General features: G+C 70.4%; 20 protein-coding genes and 1 rRNA gene. 9 read left to right on the forward strand and 12 right to left on the reverse strand.

Annotated features, from left to right (window positions below; translation table 11 throughout):
• The first annotated feature begins 5 nt into the window (after positions 1-5).
• Positions 6-821: a carbohydrate ABC transporter permease gene (locus L1857_RS06655; RefSeq protein WP_369806769.1), complete on the forward strand. Its 816-nt coding sequence runs from the start codon at positions 6-8 to the stop codon at positions 819-821.
• On the opposite strand, the gene L1857_RS06660 is transcribed toward L1857_RS06655, so the two are convergent.
• Together L1857_RS06660 and L1857_RS06665 are read right to left on the reverse strand one after the other, a co-directional pair.
• On the reverse strand, positions 822-1,013 hold the full coding sequence (locus tag L1857_RS06660; protein WP_094004049.1) for a ferredoxin: 192 nt from the start codon (positions 1,011-1,013) through the stop codon (positions 822-824).
• 8 nt (positions 1,014-1,021) lie between these two features.
• On the reverse strand, positions 1,022-2,206 hold the full coding sequence (locus L1857_RS06665; RefSeq protein ID WP_094004050.1) for a cytochrome P450: 1,185 nt from the start codon (positions 2,204-2,206) through the stop codon (positions 1,022-1,024).
• 130 nt (positions 2,207-2,336) lie between these two features.
• Between L1857_RS06665 and L1857_RS06670 the strand changes: the two genes are divergently transcribed.
• Together L1857_RS06670 and L1857_RS06675 are read left to right on the forward strand one after the other, a co-directional pair.
• Positions 2,337-2,969 carry a TetR/AcrR family transcriptional regulator gene (locus L1857_RS06670; protein WP_094004051.1) on the forward strand — a complete coding sequence of 211 codons (633 nt, stop codon included), beginning with the start codon at positions 2,337-2,339 and terminating at the stop codon, positions 2,967-2,969.
• An 11-nt stretch (positions 2,970-2,980) separates the two neighbouring features.
• Positions 2,981-3,619, forward strand: a complete 639-nt coding sequence (locus tag L1857_RS06675) for a GNAT family N-acetyltransferase (protein ID WP_094004052.1) — start codon at positions 2,981-2,983, stop codon at positions 3,617-3,619.
• Positions 3,620-4,240: 621 nt separating this feature from the next.
• Here L1857_RS06675 and L1857_RS06680 read toward each other — a convergent pair.
• The 6 genes from L1857_RS06680 to L1857_RS06705 all read right to left on the reverse strand — a co-directional run bounded on the left by L1857_RS06680 (position 4,241) and on the right by L1857_RS06705 (position 9,655).
• Positions 4,241-5,107, reverse strand: coding sequence for an aldehyde dehydrogenase family protein (locus L1857_RS06680; protein WP_094004053.1), 867 nt, complete (start codon positions 5,105-5,107; stop codon positions 4,241-4,243).
• Positions 5,100-6,533: an aldehyde dehydrogenase family protein gene (locus L1857_RS06685; protein WP_116111513.1), complete on the reverse strand. Its 1,434-nt coding sequence runs from the start codon at positions 6,531-6,533 to the stop codon at positions 5,100-5,102. The genes L1857_RS06680 and L1857_RS06685 overlap by 8 nt, the downstream gene beginning before the upstream one ends.
• Entirely contained in the window at positions 6,533-7,486 is a 954-nt protein-coding gene (gene deoC, locus L1857_RS06690) for a deoxyribose-phosphate aldolase (RefSeq protein WP_094004055.1), read from the reverse strand. Before deoC ends, L1857_RS06685 begins: the two co-directional genes overlap by 1 nt.
• A gap of 56 nt (positions 7,487-7,542) precedes the next feature.
• Positions 7,543-8,430, reverse strand: a complete 888-nt coding sequence (locus tag L1857_RS06695) for a CU044_5270 family protein (RefSeq protein WP_094004056.1) — start codon at positions 8,428-8,430, stop codon at positions 7,543-7,545.
• Positions 8,423-8,989, reverse strand: a complete 567-nt coding sequence (locus tag L1857_RS06700; protein ID WP_094004057.1) for an RNA polymerase sigma factor — start codon at positions 8,987-8,989, stop codon at positions 8,423-8,425. The genes L1857_RS06695 and L1857_RS06700 overlap by 8 nt, the downstream gene beginning before the upstream one ends.
• A 72-nt stretch (positions 8,990-9,061) precedes the next feature.
• The gene (locus L1857_RS06705; protein ID WP_116111512.1) at positions 9,062-9,655 is read right to left on the reverse strand and encodes a DUF1707 SHOCT-like domain-containing protein; all 594 of its coding nucleotides are present in this window, start codon (positions 9,653-9,655) and stop codon (positions 9,062-9,064) included.
• A 106-nt stretch (positions 9,656-9,761) separates the two neighbouring features.
• Between L1857_RS06705 and upp the strand changes: the two genes are divergently transcribed.
• Entirely contained in the window at positions 9,762-10,385 is a 624-nt protein-coding gene (upp, locus tag L1857_RS06710; protein ID WP_094004059.1) for a uracil phosphoribosyltransferase, read from the forward strand.
• Complete coding sequence (locus L1857_RS06715; RefSeq protein WP_116111511.1) at positions 10,375-10,977, forward strand: class I SAM-dependent methyltransferase; 603 nt, start codon at positions 10,375-10,377, stop codon at positions 10,975-10,977. The genes upp and L1857_RS06715 overlap by 11 nt, the downstream gene beginning before the upstream one ends.
• Here the strand turns inward: L1857_RS06715 and L1857_RS06720 are convergent.
• Positions 10,938-11,543: a TetR/AcrR family transcriptional regulator gene (locus L1857_RS06720; protein WP_249464659.1), complete on the reverse strand. Its 606-nt coding sequence runs from the start codon at positions 11,541-11,543 to the stop codon at positions 10,938-10,940. The two genes, L1857_RS06715 and L1857_RS06720, sit on opposite strands and share 40 nt — an antisense overlap.
• Positions 11,544-11,626: 83 nt before the next feature.
• Here L1857_RS06720 and L1857_RS06725 point away from each other — a divergent pair, with 83 nt between their 5' ends.
• Positions 11,627-12,031, forward strand: coding sequence for a MerR family transcriptional regulator (locus L1857_RS06725; RefSeq protein ID WP_116111509.1), 405 nt, complete (start codon positions 11,627-11,629; stop codon positions 12,029-12,031).
• Complete coding sequence (locus tag L1857_RS06730; RefSeq protein WP_162831119.1) at positions 12,028-13,008, forward strand: aldo/keto reductase; 981 nt, start codon at positions 12,028-12,030, stop codon at positions 13,006-13,008. Before L1857_RS06725 ends, L1857_RS06730 begins: the two co-directional genes overlap by 4 nt.
• A gap of 13 nt (positions 13,009-13,021) precedes the next feature.
• Here the strand turns inward: L1857_RS06730 and L1857_RS06735 are convergent, their stop codons facing one another.
• The 3 genes from L1857_RS06735 to L1857_RS06745 are packed head-to-tail and all read right to left on the reverse strand — an operon-like array spanning position 13,022 to position 14,781.
• On the reverse strand, positions 13,022-13,420 hold the full coding sequence (locus L1857_RS06735) for a hypothetical protein (protein WP_094004063.1): 399 nt from the start codon (positions 13,418-13,420) through the stop codon (positions 13,022-13,024).
• Between the two features lie 57 nt (positions 13,421-13,477).
• Positions 13,478-13,930: a flavodoxin family protein gene (locus L1857_RS06740; RefSeq protein ID WP_116111508.1), complete on the reverse strand. Its 453-nt coding sequence runs from the start codon at positions 13,928-13,930 to the stop codon at positions 13,478-13,480.
• A gap of 20 nt (positions 13,931-13,950) precedes the next feature.
• Complete coding sequence (locus L1857_RS06745; RefSeq protein WP_116111507.1) at positions 13,951-14,781, reverse strand: helix-turn-helix transcriptional regulator; 831 nt, start codon at positions 14,779-14,781, stop codon at positions 13,951-13,953.
• A 101-nt stretch (positions 14,782-14,882) separates the two neighbouring features.
• Between L1857_RS06745 and L1857_RS06750 the strand changes: the two genes are divergently transcribed.
• Both L1857_RS06750 and L1857_RS06755 read left to right on the forward strand, forming a co-directional pair.
• A complete protein-coding gene (locus tag L1857_RS06750) occupies positions 14,883-15,599 on the forward strand; it encodes an SDR family NAD(P)-dependent oxidoreductase (protein WP_094004066.1) in 717 nt (238 codons plus the stop codon).
• A 372-nt stretch (positions 15,600-15,971) separates the two neighbouring features.
• Positions 15,972-17,490, forward strand: a 16S ribosomal RNA gene (locus L1857_RS06755).
• The last annotated feature ends 162 nt before the right edge of the window (positions 17,491-17,652 follow it).

Raw genomic sequence — 17,652 nt, forward strand, 5'->3', positions numbered from 1 at the left:
GCACCGTGCGCAGGCGGCTCGGCCCCGCCTCCCTGACCACGGCGACGTGGGTGGTCGCCATCCTGTTCGTGTTCCCGCTGATCTGGATGGTGCTGACCGCGTTCAAGCAGGAGGCCGACGCCTACACCGATCCGCCGCGGATCGCGTTCACCCCGACGCTGGACCAGTTCGCGAGCATCTTCGAGCGCGGGTTCCTGCCCTACCTGGGCAACTCGGCGTTCGTGACGATCCTGTCCACGCTGATCGTGCTGCTCCTGGGCGTGCCGGCGGCCTACGCGCTGTCGCTGGCCCCGGTGCCCAAGACCAGCAACGTGCTCGGGTTCTTCCTGTCCACGAAGATGCTGCCGATCGTCGCCGCGATCATCCCGCTGTACGTCATCTCGCAGCGCACGCAGCTGCTGGACAACGTGTGGGCGCTGGTCATCCTCTACACGGCGATGAACCTGCCGCTGGCGATCTGGATGATGCGCTCGTTCTTCCTCGAGGTGCCCACCGAGATGATCGAGGCCGGGCGCGTCGACGGGGCGAACCTCCCGACCCTGCTGTACCGGGTGATCCTGCCCGTGGTCGCGCCCGGCATCGCGGCGACCGCGTTGATCTGCGTCATCTTCTCGTGGACCGAGTTCTTCTACGCGGTCAACCTGACCGCGGCGCGGGCCGGCACGGTGCCGGTGTTCCTCGTCGGGTTCATCACCAGCGAGGGCCTGTACTGGGCGCAGCTGTCCGCGGCCGCGCTGCTGGCCTCGCTGCCGGTGATGATCGTCGGGTGGATCGCGCAGAACCACCTGGTCCGCGGCCTGTCGATGGGCGCGGTGAAGTAGCTACTCCTGCAGGGACAGCGCCATGGCGGGGCACAGCTTGACGGCCTCGCGGGCGCTGTCCAGCTGCGCTCCCTCGGGGTGCTCGACCAGGACCACGACCGTGCCGTCGTCGTCCTGGTCGAACACCTCCGGTTCGGTCAGGACGCACTGGCCCGCGCCGATGCAGAGATCGGTGTCCGCGACGATGCGCATGGCTCCTCCTACCAGGTCACCGGGAACTCGTGAATACCGTAGACGCTCGCGTCGTCCTTGAACGGCAGGGAGTCCAGTGGCACGGCCGGGCGCAGGCCGGGGACCTTCCGGAACAGCGTGTCGAACACGATCTGCAGCTCCATCCGGGCGAGGTTCTGGCCGAGGCACTGGTGCGCGCCGAATCCGAACGCCAGGTGGTGCCGCGCGCCACGCTCGATGTCCAGCTCCTCGGGGTGGTCGAACGCGTCCGGGTCGCGGTTGGCGAGGTTGGTCAGCGGCACCACGCCCTCGCCGGCCCTGATCAGGACGCCGCCGATCTCCACGTCCTCGACCGCGACGCGGGAGGCCGCGAACTCGGCGATCGTGAAGTACCGCAGCAGTTCCTCGACCGCGGGCAGGGTCTTCGACGGGTCCTGCCGGATCTTCTCGATGTCCTCCGGGTGTTCCAGGAACGCCATGGTGCCCAGCGAGATCATGTTCGCCGTGGTCTCGTGGCCCGCGATGAGCAGCAGGAACGCCAGGCTCACCAGCTCCTCGCGGTCGTCCTGCTTGTCGAGCTGGCGGCTGAGCAGGTCGTCGGCGGGCGCCTTCGCCTTCTGCTCGATCAGGTCCGCGAGGTAGTCGCGCAACGCGTCGATGGAGGCTTTGCGCTCCAGCGGTGGGGTGACCCGGCTGATCAGGCGCGACGAGTGCAGCTGGAAGAACTCGTGGTCGGCGTAGGGCACGCCGAGCTGCTCGCAGATGACCAGTGACGGCACCGGCAGGGAGAGCGCTTTCACCAGATCGGCCGGCTTGGGGCCGGCGAGCATCGCGTCGATGTGCTGGTCGACGATCTCCTGGATGCGCGGGCGCAGCGCCGCCATGCGCCGCACCGTGAACTCGCCGACCACCTTGCGCCGCGCCGGGCCGTGCTCCGGCGGGTCCATGCCGATCAGCGACGCGCGGAACGTGGTGTTCAGGCGCTGCCCCTTGACCAGCAGCGGGAACTTCGGGTGGCGCCGGTCGGAGCTGAACCGCGGGTCGGTCAGCATCGTCCGGATGTCCTCGTGCCGGGTGAGCGCCCAGGCCGGCTCGCCACTGGGCAGGGTCACGCGCTGGACCGGCGCCTCCTCCCGCAGCCTGCGGTGCTCGTCCGGTGGCCCGTAGGGACAGCCGCGGGTGATGGGCAGTGTGGCGGGAAGCTGAGCGGTCACGGTTCCACCCCAATCCGGACAAAATGTGGAAGGATGTCGTCCACTTATTGCTCAACGTACTGATGTGGAAGCTTTTCGTCCACGTACGTTCGGGTGAGAGAATCTGGCGGGGGTCACGGAGAGGAACGACATGACGGCTTCGGAGACCCGGCTGCGCGCGGACGCCCGGCGCAACCGCGACCAGATCGTCGCCGCCGCCCGCCAGGTGTTCGCCGCCGCGGGGCCGGACGTGCCGATGGAGGAGATCGCGCGTACCGCCGGGGTCGGCGTCGGCACGCTCTACCGGCGGTTTCCCGACCGGGAGGCGCTGATTCGGGCCGTGGCGCGGGAGAGCTTCGCGCAGGTCCTCGCCGACGCGCGGGAGGCGGCGGCCGAGGAGCCGACGGCGTGGGACGCGCTGGTGCGCCTGGCCGGCCGGTCGCACCAGCTGCAGGCGAGCGTCCAGCTCGCGCTGGTCTCCGAGCGGGCCAGGGAGATCCTCAAGGGCGACCGGCAGACCGCGGAGTTCCGCGACGCGCTGCTGGCCGAACTGGACGCGATCGTCCGCGCGGCGCAGGCCGAGGGATCGGTGCGCGCCGACATCGGCACCGGGGACGTCGCCATCCTGTTGTCGCTGGTCCTGCGCCGGCCGTCGGCCGTGGACGACCCCACGTTGCTGGCCTCCGAGCGCGTGGCGGTCCTCATGCTCGACGGACTGCGAGCGCGTCCCGGCAGCCCGTTGCCCGGGCGCCCGATCACCGGCGAGGACCTCCAAATCCATTGACGGGTACCGGTATGGTGCTCGCGATGGTGCTGCCTCCGCCCCGCCTCGACCTGGCGCGCTACCGCGCCCCGGTCTGGGCCGGTGTGCCCGCGCGGGCCGGGCGGAAGGTGCGGCTGCGGGTGGTCACGCCGGCCGATCAGCGCAGGCTGGCGGGGTTCGACCGGGAGGCGGCCGACACGCGGCGCGTCGGTGAGTACCGGCACTGGGCGGCCCACCGCGCCGAGGCGGATTTCCACTTCGCGATCGAGACCCTGCGGGGCGGGCTGGTGGTCGGCTCGCTCTCGGCCACCGAGGCGGACTCGCCGGACCGCTTCAGCTACGGCATCGGGATCGGCCCGCAGCACCGGCGGTGCGGCTACGCGGGCGACGCGGTGATCACGTTGCTGCGCTTCATGTTCGGTGAGCGCGGCTACCGCAAGTGCGAGGTCAGCATCTACGGCGGCAACGTGGCGTCGCTGTCGCTGCACGCGAGGCTCGGCTTCCGCGAGGAGGGCCGGCTCCGCGACACCGAACTGTCCCGCGACGGCGTCAAGTACCTGGTGCTGATGGGCATCACGGACACCGCGTTCGCGGAGATCCACCCGGACTTCCCGGCCGCCGAGGTGCGCGGCCGCCACTGGCGCCCCCGCGGCCGCCACCGCGACCGCTGAGCCCGCCGAGGGCTTGCTTGGCGGGGTAGTCACCGGGGGTCGCTGGGCCACCCGGCCCCGCCGCGGCTCGCGTTCCGCGCGGGTCGTCCCCGCGACCGCTGACCTCGTCTGGCGAGGCCGCGGGGCGCGGCAGCCACCGGGACCGCCGGGCCACCCGACCCCACCGCGACTTGCGCTTCCGCGCGGGTGGCCGGGCCACGGAGGTGCGGGCCATCCCCGCGACCCGTTGAGCCCAGCCGAGGGCTTGCGTGGCGGGGCCATGACGCGGTGGTCACCGTCCCGCCGGGCCACCCGTCTCCACCGCGGCTCGCGCTTCTGCGCGGCGGCCCGCCCGCTGAGGTGCGGGGCCGCCACGGGCGCCCCCGCGGCCGCCACCGGGACCGCTGAGCCCGCCGAGGGTTTGCTTCGGGGCGCGGCGGTCACCGTGACCGCCGGGCTACCGACCCCGCCGATGGCTTGCGCGGCGCCTGGCGCAAGCGACCCCGCGACCGGCCGCGTCCTCCGGGGCCCGGCCCCGCCGCGAGTCGCGGCCCGGTGGGTTCACGCCCGTCGGTTCCTGCCGAGTCGCGGCAGCTTCCCCGCGCCGAAGCCGTGGGGAGGCCACTCGCGACCCCGCGACCGTCAGACACCCATCGGGTGCCAGACCGTCTTTGCCTCCAGGTAACGCCGTAGCCGGGTGATGTCCGGCCGCTGCGTCCAGTCCGGCTCCTCCGCCGGCACCGCCAGCACCCGCTTCACCGTGCCCGCCGCCTCCCGGGCCAGCTCCGCCCGCGCCTCCACATCGGCGCCCGTCGGGTCCAGGGCGTTCACGTCGCCGTGCGAGGCCAGCCACGGCCCCAGCTCCGCGGCCCGCCCGGTGAGGATGTTCGCCACCCCGCCCGGCAGGTCCGACGTCGCTAGCACCTCCGACAACGTGATCGCCGGCAGCGGCCGCTCCGCGCTGCTCACCACGACCGCCGTGCACCCCGTGGCCAACGCCGGCGCGAGCACGCTCACCAGTCCGAGCAGCGACGACTTCTGCGGCGCGAGGATCCCGACCACCCCGGCCGGCTCCGGCACGGTGAACGAGAAGTACGGCCCGGCCACCGGGTTCGCCGCGCCCAGCACGCTCGCCACCTTGTCCGTCCACCCCGCGTACCAGACCCAGCGGTCGATCGCGGCGTCCACGACCGCCTCGGCGCGACGCCCGGACAACCCCTCGGCCGCCCCGACCTCGGCGACGAACTGGTCGCGGCGCCCCTCCAGCATCTCCGCGACCCGGTACAGCACCTGTCCGCGGTTGTACGCGGTCGCGCCCGACCAGCCGCCGAACGCCTTGCGCGCGGCCACCACCGCGTCGCGGACGTCCTTGCGTGACGCGTGCGCCGCATGAGCCAGGAAGTTCCCCTTGCTGTCGCTCACCGGGTACACCCGGCCGGACTCCGAGCGCGGGAACTTGCCGCCGATGAACAGCTTGTACGTCTTCGCGACGGTCACCCGCTCAGACATCGAGGTATCCCTCCAGACCCGTGCGGCCACCCTCGCGGCCGAAGCCCGACTCCTGGTAGCCACCGAACGGCGCCACCGGGTCGAAGCGGTTGAACGTGTTGGCCCAGACCACCCCGGCACGCAGCCGGTTCGCCATCCACAGGATCCGCGAGCCCTTCTCGCTCCAGATCCCGGCGGACAGCCCGTAGGGCGTGTTGTTGGCCTTCGCGACCGCCTCGTCCGGCGTGCGGAAGGTGAGCACCGACAGCACCGGCCCGAAGATCTCCTCGCGCGCGATCCGCATCGACTGGTGCACCCCGGAGAACACCGTGGGGGCGAAGAAGAACCCGCGGCCGGGCACCGGGCACGGGCTGGTCCACCGCTGCGCGCCCTCGGCCTCGCCGGAGTCGGCCAGCTCGCGGATCTTGCCCAGCTGCTCGGCCGAGTTGATCGCGCCGACGTCGGTGTTCTTGTCCAGCGGATCACCCAGCCGCAGCGTCGAGATCCGGTACCGCAGCTTGTCCAGCAGCTCGTCGGCCACGGACTCCTGCGCGAGCAGCCGCGAGCCGGCGCAGCACACGTGACCCTGGTTGAAGAAGATGCCGTTGACGATGCCCTCGACGGCCTGGTCCAGCGGCGCGTCGTCGAACACCACGTTCGCCGCCTTGCCGCCCAGCTCCAGCGTGAGCCGTTTGGGCGTGCCCGCGACCTGGCGCTGGATCAGCTTGCCGACCTCGGTCGACCCGGTGAACGCGATCTTGTCCACCCCCGGGTGCCCGACCAGCCGCGCGCCCACGTCACCGGCGCCCGGCAGGATGTTCACCACGCCCGGCGGCAGCCCGGCCTGCTGGCAGATCTCGCCGAACACCAGCGCGGTGAGCGGGGTCGTCTCGGCCGGCTTGAGCACCACCGTGTTGCCGGTGGCCAGCGCGGGCGCGATCTTCCAGGCCAGCATCAGCAGCGGGAAGTTCCACGGGATGATCTGCCCGGCCACGCCCAGCGGCTTCGGATCCGGGCCGAAGCCGGCGTAGTCGAGCTTGTCGGCCCAGCCCGCGTGGTAGAAGAAGTGCGCGGCGACCAGCGGCAGGTCCGAGTCGCGGGACTCCTTGATCGGCTTGCCGTTGTCCAGCGTCTCCAGCACCGCCAGCTCCCGCGAGCGCTCCTGGATCAGCCGCGCGATGCGGAACAGGTACTTCGCGCGCTCGCTGCCCGGCATCGGGCCCCACGTCTTCTCGAACGCCTTGCGCGCGGCCTTGACCGCGGTGTCGATGTCGGCGGCGCTGGCGGTGGAGACTTCGGCGAGGACCTCCTCGGTCGCCGGGTTGACGGTCTTCAGCGGTTCGCCGCCGCCGTCGACGAACTCGCCGTCGATGAACGGCCGGTAGCTCGGCTTGAGGTTCGCCAGGTCGCGCGACTCGGGCGCGGGCGCGTACTCGAAGGCAGGCATCAGTCCACCGCCACGTAGTCGGGGCCGCTGTAGTGGCCGTCGTGCTGGGTGCGCCGCTGCAGCAGCAGGTCGTTGAGCAGGCTGGAGGCGCCGAACCGGAACAGCTCCGGGGTGAGCCACTGCTCGCCGGCGACCTCGTGCACGGCCACCAGGTACTTGATCGCGTCCTTGGTGGTGCGGATGCCACCGGCCGGCTTGACGCCACGCAGCTCGCCGGTCGCGGTGAACCAGTCGCGCACGGCCTGCAGCATCACGTGCGTGACCGGCAGGGTCGCGGCGGGGGAGACCTTGCCGGTGGAGGTCTTGATGAAGTCGCCACCGGCCAGCAGGGCCAGCCAGGACGCGCGGCGCACGTTGTCGTAGGTGACCAGCTCGCCGGTCTCCAGGATGACCTTCAGGTGCGCGGTGCCACACGCGGCCTTGATGGCCTGGATCTCCTCGAACACCGCGCCGTACCGGCCTTCGAGGAAGGCACCGCGGTCGATCACCATGTCGACTTCCGTGGCGCCGGACTCGACCGCCAGCGCCACGTCGGCCAGCTTCACCTGGCGGGACGACCGGCCGGAGGGGAAGGCGGTGGCGACGCTCGCGACACCGATGTCCGTGCCCTTGAGCCCTTCGACGGCCGTCGCGACGAGGTCCGGGTACACGCACACCGCGGCGACCTGCGGCGTGTCCGGGCGGTCCGGGTCGGGACGCCGGGCCTTCGCGGTCAGCGCGCGGACCTTGCCGTGCGTGTCGGCGCCCTCGAGCGTGGTCAGGTCGACCATCGAGATCGCGGTGTCGATGGCCCAGAGCTTGCTGGACTTCTTGATGCTGCGGGTCGCCAGGGCGGTGGCCCGGGCCTCGACCCCGACCTGGTCCACGCCGGGCAGGCCGTGCAGGAAGCGCCGGAGGCTCGCGTCGTCGCGGGTGGCGTCGGCGAGAGCGGCCGGCAGGGTGGGTGCGCTCACCCCGTAGAGGCTAGTACCGGACCGCGCCCCCGTGCGGAGACGCGGTCCGGTCGGGACTACGGCGTTTGCCCGGCCTCGTCGACGAGCCCGGTGGCGAGCAGTGCCTTACCCGCTGCCCGGCCGTCGTGCGAGGTCGTGGTCCAGCCGAGGACCTGGTAGGTGTCCCGGTCGAAGACCAGCGTGGTCATGTCACCGGCGTTGGTGGTGGTGCGCGTCACGCCGAGCCCGTGCCGGCCCGAAACGTCCCACATGTCGTCGATCAGTTGCACCCCGGGCACCGTGGCGGCGACGCGGTAGAGCGCGGCCTTGAGGTCGGGCGGGGCCGCGCCGTCGACGAGGTGCGCGATCATCTGGAAGGCCCACTGGTCGACCGTGTAGAGGTTCTGGACGCCCAGCCGGTCCAGATCACCCTGGACCTGCCGGTAGATCTCCGCGCGCAGCGCCGCCGGGTCGGTCGGCAGGGTCTCCAGGTAGTCGTAGCTCTGGTTGTACAGCGACGGCTCACCGACTTCGGGAATCACGCCGCGCCAGGGCGCCGCCCGCTCGTCCCGGACCTCCGCCTCGGAGCCGTCCGTCTTCACCCAGGTGTCGACGCGCTTGGGCCGCGTGTCTTCGCTGGAGACGGTCACCGAGCTGGTGTAGGTCCAGTCGCCGTGCCCGGCGGGCGCGGCGGCGGCCGCGTCCGCAGCCAGGGAGAGCACCGTCGCCGCGGTGGCGGGTGGCGCTCCCGGCCCGGAGATGCCCACCATGACGGCGACCGCGGCGGCCGCCGCGACGGCGGCGCCGGAGATCGCCAGGCGCGGCCTGAACCGGGGTCGCACGGCCCGGACCGGCGCCGGGTCGGCGGCCCGTTCCAGGATCGCCATCCGGTGCCTGCTCAGCACGACGGGGTCCGGCTCGGCGACGTCCGGCCGGAGGCGGGTGATCAGGTCGAGGTCATTCATCGTTGTCCTCCATGGGAAGCGCGGCCCGCATCTTCGTGCGGGCGCGGTGCAGGCGGGAACGGACCGTGCCGATCGGGATGTCCAGCGCCAGTGCCACCTCGTCGTAGGACAGGTGCTCCCACGCGACGAGGAGCAGGACGTCCCGTTCCGGTGCGGAAAGCCGGGCGATGGCCTGCCCGAGTGGCTGGGCCGCGGCGCTGACCCGGTCGGAGACCACGTCGTCGTGGTTCTCCTCGTGCGGGGCGGGGCCGGTTCTGGCCAGTGCCCGCAACCGCCGGGCTTCGGTCCGCCGGTGCCTGCTGATCAGATGGGTCGCGATGCCGTAGAGCCACGGCAGCGCGCTCGGGTGGCTGACGTCGAAACGCCGCCGCTTGTCGAACGCGACGAGCATCGTCTGGCCGGTCAGGTCGTCGGCGAGTTCGCTGCCGACCCGGCGGGCCAGGAAGCGGTGCACCGTCGCGGCGTGCCGGTCGAAGATGAGTGCGAAGGCGTCGGCGTCGAACCAGGAGCGTTCGATGATTCCGGCGTCGCTTTCGGTCCGCGCGGACGCGAAGGTCATCGGGCGCCTCCCTCCGGAGGGACGGGTGATCTTGTCACCCTCTATTCGCCCGGCGCGGTGATTGGGTTCGCGCTAGTTCTTCCGCGGTTTGCGCACGACCGTGACCGCGCCCCAGAACGCGAGCCCGGTGACCTTGACGACCGGCGCGCCCGGCGGCGGGGGCTGCGTGGACGCGCCCTCGCGGTCCTGGCTCTCGAAGGCGCCCATGAACCCGACGCCGGTGACCTCGACGATGATGTCGTTGGGCACCACGATGTCGATGCCGCCCATCACCGCGACGGCCGTGATGGTGGTGTGCCGTTCAGCGAACCGGGCGCCGCGCAGGTCCATCTCGACGCTGCCCCAGAACGCGACGCTGGTGTGCTCCGGCGGCACCGTCCACGGACCCTTGCGGGTGACGCCGGACATCACCGCGACGGAGACCTTCGAGCCGGGCACGCCACCGATGCGGTGGTCCGGGGTGAGGGCGCGGGGAGCGGCCGGCTGCACGGCGGCCGACGGCACGCCCGGCAGGTCCGCGACCGGCGGCTCCAGTTCGGCGAGCGTCTTGGCGGCGTACACGGTGTCGAGCCGCTCTTCCAGCTCCTGCACGGTGATCCGGCCCTCGGCGAGCGCGTTGTGCAGGACCTGCGCGACCCGTTCGCGGTCCGCGTCGGAAGCCCGCATCGGCGGGCGCTCGGGAGTCCCAGGCTGTTCCACGGCGCGAGCGTACCGAGCCGCGGCCCATGTGCGGCGGGTTTTCGCCGGTGCCGATCGGCTACCGTGACGCGTCATGGACGTGCTTGTCGTCGATCATCCGCTGGCCAAGGCCAGGCTGTCGACCATGCGTGACGCCCGCACGGACAGCGCGGCCTTCCGGGCGGCCCTGCACGAGCTGACCGTCATGCTGATCTACGAGGCCACCCGCGAGGCGCCGGTCCGCACCGAGCGCATCCACACGCCGGTCGCCCGCACCGACGCCGTCCGCCTGGCGAACCCGCCGCTGCTGGTGCCCGTCCTGCGCGCCGGGCTGGGCATGGCCGACCAGGCGCACAAGCTGATCCCCGAGGCGCAGATGGGTTTCGTCGGCCTGGCGCGCGACGAGGAGACCCTCCAGCCGACGCCGTACATGGAGTCGCTGCCCGACGACCTGTCCGACCGCCCGGTGCTCGTGCTCGACCCGATGCTCGCCACCGGCGGCTCGATGGAGTACACGATCCGGCTGCTCACCGGCCGCGGTGCCACCGACGTCACCGCGATCTGCGCGCTGGCCGCGCCGGAGGGGCTCAAGCACCTGGAGGACTCCGGCCTGCCGGTCCGCGTGGTCACCGCGAGCGTCGACGAGAGGCTCAACGACTCCGGCTTCATCGTCCCCGGCCTCGGCGACGCGGGGGACCGCCAGTACGGTGCCCGCTGACCCGTACTGGAACACCAACGTCGCCCGGCACCGGGACATCCTGCGCGCCGTGCCGGACGGCTGTGGCGACGCCCTGGACGTCGGCTGCGGCGACGGGCTGCTCGCGCGGAAGCTGACCGCGCGGGCGAAGCGCGTCACCGGGATCGACAGCTCGCCGGAGATGATCGCCCGCGCCTGGCAGCAGGGCGGTGGTCCCGAGTTCGTCGAGGGCGACTTCCTCACCGCCGACCTCCCCGCTGAGGGCTACGACTTCGTCTGTTCGGTCACGGCGATCCACCACATGGACTTCGCAGGGGCCCTCACCCGCATGCGCGACCTGCTGCGCCCCGGCGGCACCCTCGTCGTGGTCGGTTTCGCCCGGGAAGCGACCGTGGCGGACTGGGCGATGTGGGCCGCCGCCACTCCCGTCGTGCGGACCGTCAAGGTGCTGCGCGGCGCGAGCGGCCCGCCGGGCATGCCCACGGCCGATCCGGTGATGAGCTACCGCCAGGTCCGGGACACGGCCGGGCGAATACTGCCCGGCGTGCGCTACCGGCGCCACGTGCTCCGCCGCTACTCCCTGACCTGGGTCAACCGCCACCCATCCGCATGAGCGCGCAGCGCCGCCTCGTAGGAGCCGGCCACGTCGAAGCCGGGCGGCAGGTTCCCGTTCAGCTCCAGCGACACCAGCCCGTGCACGATGCCCCACGCGCTGACCGCGATCACCTCGGGCGCGACCGGCTGGAACAGCCCGGCCCCGATCGCCGCGCGGACGGTGTCGACCAGCGGCGCGAGCGACTCCCGCGCGACCCGCGACGCCTCCGCGCCCGGCTCGAACCCGGGCACCGCCTTGGTGAACATGATCGAGTACAGGTGCGGGTCGGCCAGCGCGCTCTCCCGGTAGGCCAGCCCGAGCCGCACGAAGTCCTCCACCGGGTCGCCGGACCGCTCGATCCCGCGCAACCGCGCCCCGAACCGCCGGAACCCCTCCTGGTAGACGGCGTTGACCAGCTCGGGCTTGCCGCCGAACAGCGAGTACACGGCGGTGGTCGAGGTGCCCGCGTCGGCGGCGAGCTTGCGCAGGCTGAGCGCCTTCGGCCCGTCCGTGGACAGCAGCTCACCGGCCCGGTCGAGCAGTTTCAGCCGGAGCGCCTCGTCGTGGGTGCGCGGTCGTGCCATGGGCCCAGGCTATCGCGACAGTGTTATCAATCGCCGGATCAGGATTTGACCTGGAGTGCACTCCAGGTCGTAGTGTCGGCACCATGAGCTACTCGATAGCGGAAGCCGCACGTCGCAGCGGGCTGTCGATCGACACCCTCCGCTACTACGAGCGCATCAAACTCCTCGAACCGCCCGCCCGGGACGCCGCGGGCAGGCGGGCCTACTCCGACGACGACCTCGCGTGGCTGGAGTTCCTCACCAAGCTCCGCACCACGGGTATGCCGATCAAGATGATGCGGGAGTACGCGCAGCTGCGGTCCGCCGGTGACGCCGGCGCCGGCCGCCGCCGGGCCATCCTGGTCGAGCAGCGCCGGTCGGTCGCCGAACGCATCGCCGAGCTGCAGGCCTGCATGGACGTCCTCAACTACAAGATCGAGAACTACGACCGGATCTGCGCGCTCATCCCGGGCGCCGCCGGCGTGGTCCGGGAGGAGATCTCCGCGTGATCCCGACCAGGAAGCTGGGCGAACTGGAGGTCGGCGCGCAGGGCCTCGGCTGCATGGGCATGAGCCAGGCCTACGGCGTGCGCGACGACGACGCGGAGTCGATCGCGACGATCCACCGCGCGCTCGAACTGGGCGTGACGCTGCTGGACACCGCGAACGTCTACGGCACCGGCGCCAACGAGGAGCTGGTCGGCCGCGCCATCGCCGGCCGGCGCGACCAGGTCGTGCTGGCCACGAAGTTCGGCATCGTCCTCGGCGCCGAGGGGCAGCAGGTGCGCGGTGACGCCGCCTACGTCCGCCAGTGCCTCGAAGAGTCGCTGCGCCGCCTTGGCGTCGACCACATCGACCTCTACTACCAGCACCGGGTCGACCCGGACGTCCCGGTCGAGGAGACCTGGGGCGCGCTGTCCGAGCTGGTCGCCGAGGGCAAGGTGCGCCACCTGGGCATCTCCGAAGCGTCCGCGGACACGATCCGCCGCGCCCACGCGGTCCACCCGGTCACCGCGCTGCAGAGCGAATGGAGCCTGTGGACCCGCGGTATCGAGGACGAGATCGTGCCCACCTGCCGCGAGCTGGGCATCGGGATCGTGCCGTTCTCGCCGCTCGGCCGCGGTTTCCTGACCGGCAGCATCACGACGGCGGCGGAGCTGCCCGCCGACGACATGCGCCGCAAGCTGCCGCGCTTCGCCGAGGGCAACCTGGACCGGAACCTGCGCATCGTCGAGGCGCTGCGGAAGCTGGCGGCGGAGAAGGGCGTGACCGCCGGGCAGCTGGCGCTCGCCTGGGTGCAGCACCAGGGTGCGGACGTCGTCCCCATCCCCGGCACCAAGCGCCGCACCTACCTGGCGGAGAACGTCGCCGCCGCGACGCTCGAACTGTCCGAAGAGGACATCCGGAGCATCGAGGCGGCCGTCCCCGCGGACGCCGTGGCGGGCGAGCGCTACCCGGCGGCGCTGGCCCGCAACGTCGGCAAGTGAGGGCGGTGGCCGCTCAGGCCACCGCCACCCCGGCCGCGGTCGTGATCATCGCCGCGGCGAGCAGCACCGCGCCGCCGACGGTGACCCCGTGCGCGAGCGGCTTCCGCCCCGGCAGCAGGTTGAGGAACATGCCGCCGGACTGCGCCAGGATCCCGATCAGCAGCAGGACGCTGACCACCCACTGCCCGGCGGCGCCGAGCCCGCCCGCGGCGACGAGTTGCAGGGTGATCAGCGCCAGCACGAGCAGCACACCGGCGTGCGCGTGCCCGGCGCGGAAGGAGGCCCGTTGCTCCTCGGTGAGCCTGCGCTTGCGGAGCAGGGCGAGCAGCGAGTACCCGCCGAACATCACGGTCGGCAGCGAGACCAGCGCGATCACGGTGAACAGCTGGGTGGGACCGGACAGGACGACCATCGCGAACTTCCTCTCTGGGGAGATCCACGACTATCGTAACAGTGTTACGTAACTCTGTTATTCCATCAGCCCGGCGGCCACCGTGGCGCCGAGTTCCCAGCACTTCTCCAGATCGGCCTTCGACGGTTCCCCGGTCACGGTGACGAACTGCGCCGCCTTCTCCCAGCCGAGCCCGGTGGTGATCGACTCGATGCCGCGGACCGTCCCGGAGACGTCGCTGCCGCCGTGCACGTAACACCCGAACGGGCGGCCCCGCGTGGAATCGAGGCACGGGTAGTAGACCTGGTCGAAGAAGTGTTTGAGCGCGCCCGCCATGTATCCGAGGTTGGCGGTGGTGCCGAGCAGGTAGCCGTCCGCCTCCAGGACGTCGGTGGCGGTGGCCGCGAGGGCCGCCCGCCGCACGACGGTCACCCCTTCGATCTCGTCGGTGGTCGCGCCGGAGACGACGGCCTCGAACATGGCCTGCACGTTCGGCGAGGGCGTGTGGTGCACGATCAGCAAGGTGGGCACGCCTGACGAGCGTGCCGTGGTCAGCGCGCCGGTGCAACCGTGCCGAGGAGCTTGAGCAGCTGTAGCGCCTCGTGCCCCGGGCTGCCGGGCTCGGCGGTGTAGAGGATGACCCGCTGGTCGCGGTCGCAGACGAGCAGCACCTCGCACTCGACCTGGAACCGGCCCACGCGCGGGTGGTGCAGCGTCTTGGTGCGGCCGCGCCACCCGATCACGTCGTGCCGGGCCCACAGCTCGCGGAACTCCGGGCTGCCCGCCAGCAGGTCCTCGATCAGCTCGCGCAGCCCCGGGTCGTCGGGGTACTTCGCGGCGGCTGCGCGCAGTTCCGAGGCGAGGTTGATGCCGAACTGCTCCCAGGTGTCCGGGTAGCGGCCGGTGCCGGGCCGGAGGAACCGGTCGCGCGCGAGGTTGCGCTCCCGGGGCGGCAGGGCGAAGAGGTCGTCGAAGATGACGGCGGCCAGCGGGTTCCAGGCCAGCACCTCGTACTTGACGTCGACGACCATCGCGGCGGCGTCGTCGAGCCGGTCCAGCAGGTGCCGGATCCCGGACGGCACGTCGGGGGAGGGGCCGGCCGGCCCGGGCTGCTCCCCGGCGAGGCGGAACAGGTGCGCGCGCTCGACGTCGGACAGGCGCAGCGCCCGCGCGATCCCGGACAGGACCGGCCGCGACGGCTGCGGACCGCGGGCCTGTTCGAGGCGCGCGTAGTAGTCCGTGGAGATCGCGGCGAGCGAGGCGACCTCCTCCCGCCGCAGGCCAGGGGTGCGCCGCCGCAATCCGGTGGGCAGCCCGACGTCGGCCGGCCGGAGCCGCTCGCGCCTGGTGCGCAGGAACTCCCCGAGTTCTCGCCTGTCCATGCCTCCAGTGTCCGGGACCCCGAACGCCGGTATCCAGGGACCACGAGTCCCCGGTTGCGCCGTCTCTGCCGCGACCGCTCCCGGCCGCCGAGGGTGGAGGCGTGACAGACACGAAGATCGCCCTCGTCACCGGGGCGAACAAGGGGATCGGCAAGGAAATCGTCCGGCAGCTGCTGGCTGCGGGGGTCACGGCGATCGTCGGGGCACGGGACCCGGAGCGCGGCCGGAAGGCGGCCGAGGAGCTGGGTACGACGTCGGTGGTCATGGACGTCACGGACCAGGCGTCGGTGGACGCCGCGGCCAAGACCGTGGAGCAGCAGTACGGCCGGCTGGACATCCTGATGAACAACGCGGGCGTCGCCCTGGACTGGGGACGAGAGCGTCCGTCCGAGTTGTCCGCCGACGTGGTCCGCGAGATCTACGAGACCAACGTCTTCGGGGTCATCCGCGTGACCAACGCGTTCCTCCCGCTGCTGCGGAAGTCCGAGCGGCCGCGGATCGTGAACACCTCCAGCTCGCTGGCGTCCGTCTCTCTGCAGGCCGACCCGGACTCGCCCCAGTCGGGGGTGCTCCTCCTCGGCTACAACTCGTCGAAGTCGGCGCTGAACGCGGTGAGCCTCTCCTACGCCAACGACCTCCGGGCGGAGGGGATCACGGTGAACGTGTTCGAGCCGGGGTTCTGCTCGACCGATCTGAACGACCACGCGGGGCAGCTCGATCCGGCCCAGGGAGCCGCGGTCGGGGTCGCCGTCGCGCTGGCGCCCGGAGAGGGCGGCACGGCGCAGTTCCACGCCGAGGGCGGTTTCCTGCCTTGGTAGGCAGTTGATCAGCGCTTTTACCGTTAAGGGACCCCCCTGTTCGGACCCCATTCCGGGGCATGTAATCTTCTCTTCGTCGCCAGGGAGACCGGGCCGGCGGGGAGAAAAAGCCCCAAGGGAACGGGATCCGGGCGGGGGGTCACGAACCAAGCTCCCACCGATGGTGGTAGAGTGGGTGACCGCCGCCGGACGAAACCACAGTGTAATCGGAGTTGTGAGACTTCGTGTCGCTGGTTGGTCGTCGGGTGACACAACAAAACGTGTTGTTTGAGAACTCAACAGTGTATTGATGAGCTAAAGCCAGTTGATTAGCTAGAACCCTTTGTGGGTTCCTTTGAGGCTATGAATCATAGCCGGATCGATTTTCTAGCATTGTTGGAGAGTTTGATCCTGGCTCAGGACGAACGCTGGCGGCGTGCTTAACACATGCAAGTCGAACGCTGAAGCATCTTCGGGTGTGGATGAGTGGCGAACGGGTGAGTAACACGTGGGTAACCTGCCCTGTACTTTGGGATAAGCCCTGGAAACGGGGTCTAATACCGAATATGACTCCACACCGCATGGTGTGGGGTGGAAAGTTTCGGCGGTACGGGATGGGCCCGCGGCCTATCAGCTTGTTGGTGGGGTGATGGCCTACCAAGGCGACGACGGGTAGCCGGCCTGAGAGGGTGACCGGCCACACTGGGACTGAGACACGGCCCAGACTCCTACGGGAGGCAGCAGTGGGGAATATTGCACAATGGGCGGAAGCCTGATGCAGCGACGCCGCGTGAGGGATGACGGCCTTCGGGTTGTAAACCTCTTTCGCCAGGGACGAAGCGTAAGTGACGGTACCTGGAGAAGAAGCACCGGCTAACTACGTGCCAGCAGCCGCGGTAATACGTAGGGTGCAAGCGTTGTCCGGAATTATTGGGCGTAAAGAGCTCGTAGGCGGCTTGTCGCGTCTGCTGTGAAAATCCGGGGCTTAACTCCGGACCTGCAGTGGATACGGGCAGGCTTGAGTTCGGTAGGGGAGACTGGAATTCCTGGTGTAGCGGTGAAATGCGCAGATATCAGGAGGAACACCGGTGGCGAAGGCGGGTCTCTGGGCCGATACTGACGCTGAGGAGCGAAAGCGTGGGGAGCGAACAGGATTAGATACCCTGGTAGTCCACGCTGTAAACGTTGGGCGCTAGGTGTGGGTGACTTCCACGTTGTCCGTGCCGTAGCTAACGCATTAAGCGCCCCGCCTGGGGAGTACGGCCGCAAGGCTAAAACTCAAAGGAATTGACGGGGGCCCGCACAAGCGGCGGAGCATGTGGATTAATTCGATGCAACGCGAAGAACCTTACCTGGGCTTGACATGCACTGGAAACCGGCAGAGATGTCGGCCCCCTTGTGGCCGGTGTGCAGGTGGTGCATGGCTGTCGTCAGCTCGTGTCGTGAGATGTTGGGTTAAGTCCCGCAACGAGCGCAACCCTTGTCCTGTGTTGCCAGCGCGTAATGGCGGGGACTCGCGGGAGACTGCCGGGGTCAACTCGGAGGAAGGTGGGGATGACGTCAAGTCATCATGCCCCTTATGTCCAGGGCTTCACACATGCTACAATGGCTGGTACAGAGGGCTGCGATACCGTGAGGTGGAGCGAATCCCTTAAAGCCGGTCTCAGTTCGGATCGCAGTCTGCAACTCGACTGCGTGAAGTCGGAGTCGCTAGTAATCGCAGATCAGCAACGCTGCGGTGAATACGTTCCCGGGCCTTGTACACACCGCCCGTCACGTCATGAAAGTCGGTAACACCCGAAGCCCATGGCCCAACCCGTAAGGGAGGGAGTGGTCGAAGGTGGGACTGGCGATTGGGACGAAGTCGTAACAAGGTAGCCGTACCGGAAGGTGCGGCTGGATCACCTCCTTTCTAAGGAGCACAACACATCCACTCGCCGATGGTGAGTGGAGTGGCCAGGCTCAGTGTCCGACTGTGGCACTGTCTGGTTGCTCAAGGAATTGTGGACGACTGGCTGATGCTCATCACCTGCTTCGAGGATGTGTCTAGTACTGCCGGCTTCGGTTGGTGTGG

The organism is Amycolatopsis thermalba (assembly GCF_023376025.1).
In the GTDB taxonomy this organism is placed as follows: Bacteria; Actinomycetota; Actinomycetes; order Mycobacteriales; family Pseudonocardiaceae; genus Amycolatopsis_E; species Amycolatopsis_E thermalba.

Bases quoted from the DNA above. Each gene is read 5' to 3' on its own strand.
- L1857_RS06720 (WP_249464659.1), bottom strand. From the start codon at position 11,543: ATGGCACGACCGCGCACCCACGACGAGGCGCTCCGGCTGAAACTGCTC.
- L1857_RS06705 (WP_116111512.1), bottom strand. From the start codon at position 9,655: ATGCGGGCTTCCGACGCGGACCGCGAACGGGTCGCGCAGGTCCTGCAC.
- L1857_RS06675 (WP_094004052.1), top strand. From the start codon at position 2,981: ATGGTGCTCGCGATGGTGCTGCCTCCGCCCCGCCTCGACCTGGCGCGC.
- L1857_RS06725 (WP_116111509.1), top strand. From the start codon at position 11,627: ATGAGCTACTCGATAGCGGAAGCCGCACGTCGCAGCGGGCTGTCGATC.
- L1857_RS06670 (WP_094004051.1), top strand. From the start codon at position 2,337: ATGACGGCTTCGGAGACCCGGCTGCGCGCGGACGCCCGGCGCAACCGC.
- L1857_RS06660 (WP_094004049.1), bottom strand. From the start codon at position 1,013: ATGCGCATCGTCGCGGACACCGATCTCTGCATCGGCGCGGGCCAGTGC.
- L1857_RS06680 (WP_094004053.1), bottom strand. From the start codon at position 5,107: ATGTCTGAGCGGGTGACCGTCGCGAAGACGTACAAGCTGTTCATCGGC.
- L1857_RS06685 (WP_116111513.1), bottom strand. From the start codon at position 6,533: ATGCCTGCCTTCGAGTACGCGCCCGCGCCCGAGTCGCGCGACCTGGCG.
- L1857_RS06735 (WP_094004063.1), bottom strand. From the start codon at position 13,420: ATGGTCGTCCTGTCCGGTCCCACCCAGCTGTTCACCGTGATCGCGCTG.
- upp (WP_094004059.1), top strand. From the start codon at position 9,762: ATGGACGTGCTTGTCGTCGATCATCCGCTGGCCAAGGCCAGGCTGTCG.
- L1857_RS06695 (WP_094004056.1), bottom strand. From the start codon at position 8,430: ATGAATGACCTCGACCTGATCACCCGCCTCCGGCCGGACGTCGCCGAG.
- L1857_RS06745 (WP_116111507.1), bottom strand. From the start codon at position 14,781: ATGGACAGGCGAGAACTCGGGGAGTTCCTGCGCACCAGGCGCGAGCGG.
- L1857_RS06700 (WP_094004057.1), bottom strand. From the start codon at position 8,989: ATGACCTTCGCGTCCGCGCGGACCGAAAGCGACGCCGGAATCATCGAA.